The 6265-nt window shown below is 42.0% G+C and carries 6 protein-coding genes; 1 reads left to right on the top strand and 5 read right to left on the bottom strand.

Features of this window, described 5'->3' with window-relative positions; all coding sequences use genetic code 11:
* Positions 1-92: 92 nt before the first annotated feature.
* The 5 genes from folE to HT718_RS09380 form a co-directional block, all read right to left on the bottom strand.
* Entirely contained in the window at positions 93-647 is a 555-nt protein-coding gene (gene folE, locus HT718_RS09360) for a GTP cyclohydrolase I FolE (RefSeq protein WP_173268284.1), read from the bottom strand.
* Positions 628-1950 carry a folylpolyglutamate synthase/dihydrofolate synthase family protein gene (locus HT718_RS09365; protein WP_173268285.1) on the bottom strand — a complete coding sequence of 441 codons (1323 nt, stop codon included), beginning with the start codon at positions 1948-1950 and terminating at the stop codon, positions 628-630. Before HT718_RS09365 ends, folE begins: the two co-directional genes overlap by 20 nt.
* A 1-nt stretch (position 1951) precedes the next feature.
* Complete coding sequence (folP, locus tag HT718_RS09370; protein WP_173268286.1) at positions 1952-2926, bottom strand: dihydropteroate synthase; 975 nt, start codon at positions 2924-2926, stop codon at positions 1952-1954.
* 89 nt (positions 2927-3015) lie between these two features.
* Positions 3016-3723, bottom strand: coding sequence for a CPBP family intramembrane glutamic endopeptidase (locus HT718_RS09375; protein WP_173268287.1), 708 nt, complete (start codon positions 3721-3723; stop codon positions 3016-3018).
* Positions 3724-3774: 51 nt separating this feature from the next.
* Entirely contained in the window at positions 3775-5193 is a 1419-nt protein-coding gene (locus HT718_RS09380) for an NCS2 family permease (protein ID WP_020900857.1), read from the bottom strand.
* A gap of 189 nt (positions 5194-5382) precedes the next feature.
* Here HT718_RS09380 and HT718_RS09385 point away from each other — a divergent pair, with 189 nt between their 5' ends.
* Positions 5383-6195: a Cof-type HAD-IIB family hydrolase gene (locus tag HT718_RS09385; RefSeq protein ID WP_173268288.1), complete on the top strand. Its 813-nt coding sequence runs from the start codon at positions 5383-5385 to the stop codon at positions 6193-6195.
* The last annotated feature ends 70 nt before the right edge of the window (positions 6196-6265 follow it).

The raw sequence follows: 6265 nt of genomic DNA on the forward strand, positions 1-6265 counted from the left end.
CAAACTAGGAAGCTAGCCGCAGGCTGCTCAAAACACTGTTTTGAGGTTGCAGATGGAAGCTGACGTTGTTTGAATTTGATTTTCGAAGAGTATTATAGTCCCATTAAACGATAAGCCTGATCTCGGAGGTCCTTATCTGTTTCAAATAGACCACGAGCTACTGTCGTCAAGGTTGCAGTGCCTGGTTTTCTGACACCACGCATACTCATACACATATGTTCCGCCTCAATGACAACAAAGGTTCCTTTAGCACCTAGATACTCCATCAATGCATCGGCCACTTCGATATTCAAACGTTCTTGAATTTGTGGTTTTTTAGAATAAACTTCAACCGTACGGGCTAGCTTAGACAGGCCTGCCACACGGCCATCTGGAATGTAGGCAATATGCGCTTTCCCATAAAATGGCAAAAAGTGGTGTTCACACATGGTGTGGAAAAAGATATCCTTTTCTACCACCATATTATCGTCGATAATCTCAAAGGATTTTGACAAATGTTCCTCCGCTGTTTGACCAAGACCTGAAAAAATCTCTTGGTACATACGGGCTACACGAGCAGGTGTTTCCTGCAAGCCCTCGCGGTTAGCGTCCTCTCCTACAGCCTCGATAATCATTTTTACAGCTGCTTCAATCTTTTGTGTATCCATTCTCTTTCTTCCTCTCCATCAGATAGGCTCTCACTTGGCTCAAGAAATACAAGGAACCCGTGACAATCCTAACTGTTTGTTTCTCTTCTTTTTTATTTGTCAATTTTTGCTCTAGAAAATCCTGCCAACCTTGGTAGCTGAGATTTCTAGACTTAGCTGCCTCTTTCAGCACGCTTTCATCAGTCGCCCGACTATCGTCAAAATGTGTCAGGGTAAGCTCGGTATCTGGGATTTCCTCTAACAAATTCAACATATCTTCCAAGGCCTTGGTTTTGATGCAGGTAAAGAGGATTTCCTTATGATAATCCGCAAAGCGTTCTTGCAAGGTTGCCAATAAAGCCTTGATAGCATGAGGATTGTGGGCTCCATCCAAAATCATCAAGGGGTCTCTCGACACGATTTCCAGACGCCCTGGCCACCTTGTTTCTTCCAAGGCTTGAGCAATCAAAGTATTAGCTGGTAACTCTCGACCATCTTCTTGACAAAAAGTATCAAGTAAAGCTAGGGCCATCCCCGCATTCTCTATCTGGTGCAAACCAAGCAAACCAGTCTGGAAGCGACCTTGTCTGACAGCACTTGCATAGTCAAAAATTTCCCCTGTCACCACACTCTCTTGATGACTGACCTGATAATCTCTCTTATATCGTATTCTCGGTGCATTTTTAGTTGCTGCAATAGAGTCAATCACAGCTAGCGCTTCTGAAGCAATACGACCTGTTACCAAGGGAATTCCTTGTTTGACAATACCCGCCTTCTGCTCTGCTATAGCCTCCAAGGTGTCACCAAGTAGGGCCACATGATCCAAGCCAATAGTTGTAATTCCTGTCAAAATGGGCTGGCAGACATTGGTGCTATCCAAGAGCCCACCCATGCCCACTTCCATGATGACCACATCTACTTGCTCTGATGCAAAGTAATCATAAGCTATGGCGGTGATAATTTCAAACTCGGTTGTTCCCTGCAAATTGGCAGTCGCTTCCCCCTCCAGCAAAGACTGATAGTCTACCATGAGAGCTTCTAGTCTCGCTTCCGGGATAGATTCCCCATTGATGCTAATCTGGTCTGTGTAATGAATAAGATAGGGCGAGCTGAAAACACCAACTTTCAGCCCTAGCTTTTCTAGCATATTTTTCAAAAAAGCAATGGTAGACCCCTTGCCATTGGTCCCTCCGATATGGATGACCTTGAGTTTGAGATGGGGATTGCCACGCAAAGCTAACAGTTCCACCATGCGTTCCAAGCCAAAATGCGGTTGGTTCGTCCGGTAGTTGGCAATCCACTGATTGTTTTCAATTTCTTTCATCTTATTTATATTGTTTTAAATCTAGATTTTCCGCTTCATCAGCAAGACGAATGGCGGAGGCAATTTCAACTGCCATCCTGTGACTAGCTACGTCATGCACGCGCACCACTTCTACACCCTGTCTTGCAGCGATACTAGTTACATGAGCCGAAGCCGTATCTCGATTGCGGAAACCGAGCTCTGTCTCGGGATTGACCTCAAAACCATTTTCTTCTAGAATATTGATGACAAATCGCTTGCGCGATACTCCAAGAAAGATTGGATAACCTTTCTGATGTAGTTTATCCAGGTCCCGTAAAAGAAGCAGATTTTCTTTCTTGGTCAGACCAAAGCCGATTCCCGGATCCAACAGGATATTTTCTTGTGCAATCCCAGCTTGATTTGCTCTAGCTAATGCTCGTTCAAAGAAAGTCTCCATCAACTCTTCGATTGGCAATTTTTCAAAGTCAGCTAACTCTTCCTCTGTAAAAGCTTGATTAAATCCAAAGTGAGGGAATATGCGCGAGCTAGGGTGCTGAGGTCGAGCCATAACGGGATTAAACATGATGACCACTTTCGCTCCAGCCTTAGCTACCACATGGGCCATTTTTTCATCACCCATGAGTCCTGTGATATCATTGACTAGGTTGGCACCAGCAGCCAAAGCAGCTTCTGCCACCTGACTTTTCCAAGTATCAATGGAAATAAGGACATCACTTTCCTTGCGAATAGCTTTAATCACTGGAACAACACGCTGGATTTCCTCTTCTATCTCAACATAGCTACTTCCCGGCCGAGTCGATTCTCCGCCGATATCGAGCATACTGGCTCCTTCTGCTAGCAATTTACGAGCCTGCTGGAGCGCCTGCTCAAGAGCAAAAAATTGACCACCGTCCGAAAAGGAGTCTGGGGTTACATTGATAATTCCGCAAATAGCTGTCTTTGCATGATTGGCTTTACTTGACATATCGGTCACTCCCTCAAGGCTTTTTACCATATTATCTCTCTATTTTACCATAAAAAGAAAAAGATGGACACGATTGCATTCATCTTTTTCCCAGTAGAAGCAAGCAATTGTCAAAAATCTTAAACAGAAATCCCGAATGTCCGACTCATGATCACCACAAGTGCCAATAAACAGAAGGCTACCCCATTAACAATCATGTGAAGCAAGATAGACATTTCCAAACGTTGTGTCTTGTAAGCTGTCCAAGATAGAACGATTGACATACCTCCATAAATCAATAAAGAAGGTAAATTACTTGGTTGATGCAATAAAGCAAACACAATCGTACCAACCACAAATCCCAAGTTCTCCTTGCCTCGGAAAATCTTTTTAGGAACAATCCCACGACACAAGATTTCCTCACAAATCGGAGCAAGCAAGGCTAGTAAGAAGAAGCTAGAAATCAGAGAACTATTCTGAACCATATCGTTAATCTGAGACTGATTACTTGTTGTCGTCTCATTTGACAGTTGCAATAAAATGGAACCAAGTATATTTGAACAGATAATGACTAAATAACTCAAGCCCAAACGTGCCAAATCCTTAGCTCTAAAAAAAGAAAAATTAAAACTTGCTAATTGCGTTTTACGAGCTCCAATGATAAATAGCGCTAAAACCACAATTGAAATACCAGCAACTATCAGCCCTGACTGTAACAGTGGTACTTGATGTAAAGCTAAAATTGCAGTAACTGCTAAAGGAATCTGATATAAAATTGTCGCTAACAAAAAGACCAAAAGCCAACCTGCACGATTCAACAATTCTTTCCACATATTTTTCTCTTTCATCACCTATCTCCTTTGTATTAAAAAAGGGGGAAAATCCCCTGGGTAATTCTATTATAGGGCCATGCTGATGTAGTTAAGGATAAACAAGGCATCCAAAATCCAAATCATGACATGAACATCTTTAGCTTGACCTTTGACAAGCTTAGTCAAAGTGTAAGTCAAGAAACCAACTGCAATCCCTTGAGTGATAGAGTAGCTGAATCCCATAAAGATAGATGTGAAGAAGGCAGGAACTGCTTCAGACATATCATCCCAATGGATATTTTTCAAGCTAGCCAACATCATAATCCCAACGATAATCAAGATTGGAGCTGTAGCGGCTGTTGGTACAATCGCTAGAAGTGGGCTAAAGAAGCTTGAAATTGCAAAACAGATTGCCACAACCAAGGCTGTCAAACCAGTACGCCCACCTGCACCGATACCAGCAGCAGACTCAACATAAGTCGTTACGTTTGAAGTACCTGCGATGGCACCAATTGAAGTACCAATCAAGTCAGAGTAAAGAGCTTTGTCTAACTTAGCTGATTGATGATTTTCACCATTTGTCGCTACAATACCAACTTTTTCACCTGTACCAATCAAGGTACCAATCGTGTCAAAAATATCTGTCAATGAGAAGGCAAGAATGGCCATCAGAGTTTCAGGCAAGCGCGCTGTATCTGAAATCAAAGCTCCTAAACCTTCTGAACCAAGAGCTGCACCAAAGACTGTCTTCAAGTCTTCAAAAGCTGCACCAACATGATTATTAGCAAAATCGATACTAGACAAATCTACCAAACCAACTGCGATAGCAAGAACAGTTGTTGTCAAGATAGAGAGGATAATTCCCCCTTTAATCCCTTTGATGACAAAGAAGATCGTAATGGCAAGTCCTGCAAGAGCCACCAAAACAGCTGGATTATTAAAGCTGACCAATCCTGGAACTGCTGAAGCATTTGCTGTAATCGCTGCTTGAGCTTTATCAGCCCCTTCTCCTGCAACCGTATAGTTCCCTGGATCAATAGAGAATTTCAAAAGTCCAGCATTCTTAATTCCCACGTAGGCAAGAAAGACACCGATACCAGCTGAAATTGCTGAGCGAAGGGCATTTGGAATCGATTCAATGATCATTTTACGAACATTTGTCAAGGTAATAATCAATGAGATAACCCCACAGATGAAGACCATAGCCAAGGCTTCTTGCCATGAATAACCAAGTCCAAATACGACTGTAAAGGTAAAGAAGGCATTGAGTCCCATACCTGGCGCTTGAGCGTATGGCAGGTTAGCATAGAAGGCCATCATCAAGGTACCAGCAACTGCACCGATAATCGTTGCAAGGAAGACACCCTGAGCAGGCATTCCTGTTTGCGAAAGAATTTGTGGGTTTACAAAGAGAATATAGCTCATTGCAAAGAAAGTTGTTAAACCAGCGAGAACCTCTGTACGAACGTCTGTACCGTTCTCTTTTAGTTTAAATAATTTGTCCATTATCAATCTCCTTTTAATTTTTACGAACAATAATAGAATTATATCATTTATCATTCACTTTTTCAATATCTTTGTTTGATTTATTTAAGAATTTGATAAAATTTCATTTTTTGTTTCGAATCTGCTTTTCTGCCTGCTTTCTGTTATAATAGTAGACATCTTATCTGAAAAGACACTAGAAAGGTCCCTATGACGAAGAAAATTATTGCTGTTGACCTGGATGGAACCCTGCTCAACTCAGACAGTCAAATTTCTGACTTTACCAAAGAAACCATTAAAAAAGTTGCTGAAAAAGGCCATCAGGTTATTATTACAACAGGTCGCCCTTACCGTATGTCAAAAGATTTTTACCACGAGCTAGGCTTAGACACTCCTATGATTAACTTCAACGGCTCCCTTACTCATTTACCAGACCAGGTTTGGGACTTTGAAAAGTGTTTGACCGTAGACAAAAAATACCTGCTAGATATGGTTCAACGTTCAGAGGATATTCAAGCCGATTTTATCGCTGGAGAATATCGTAAAAAATTCTACATTACAAATCCTAATGAAGAAATTGCCAATCCCAAACTATTTGGTGTGGAAGCTTTCCAGCCTGAAGATCAATTCCAGCCTGAATTGGTGACCAAGGACCCTAACTGTATTCTATTACAGACCAGAGCCAGTGACAAATATGCTCTGGCAAAAGAAATGAACGCCTTCTACCAGCATCAACTGTCTATCAATACCTGGGGTGGTCCGCTCAATATCCTTGAGTGTACCCCAAAAGGTGTCAATAAGGCCTTCGCCTTAGACTACTTGCTCAAGGTAATGAACCGTGACAAAAAAGATTTGATTGCCTTTGGAGATGAACACAACGATACCGAAATGCTCGCTTTTGCTGGGAAGGGCTATGCCATGAAAAATGCCAACCCAGAACTACTCCCTTATGCGGATGAACAAATTTCCTTGACCAATGACCAAGATGGGGTTGCCAAAACCCTGCAAGACTTATTCTTATAACCTATACTGATACTCAATGAAAATCAAAGAGCAAACTAGGAAGCTAGCCGTAGGTTGCTCAAAGCACTGC

The organism is Streptococcus sp. 714 (genome assembly GCF_013277115.1).
Taxonomy (GTDB): Bacteria; Bacillota; Bacilli; order Lactobacillales; family Streptococcaceae; genus Streptococcus.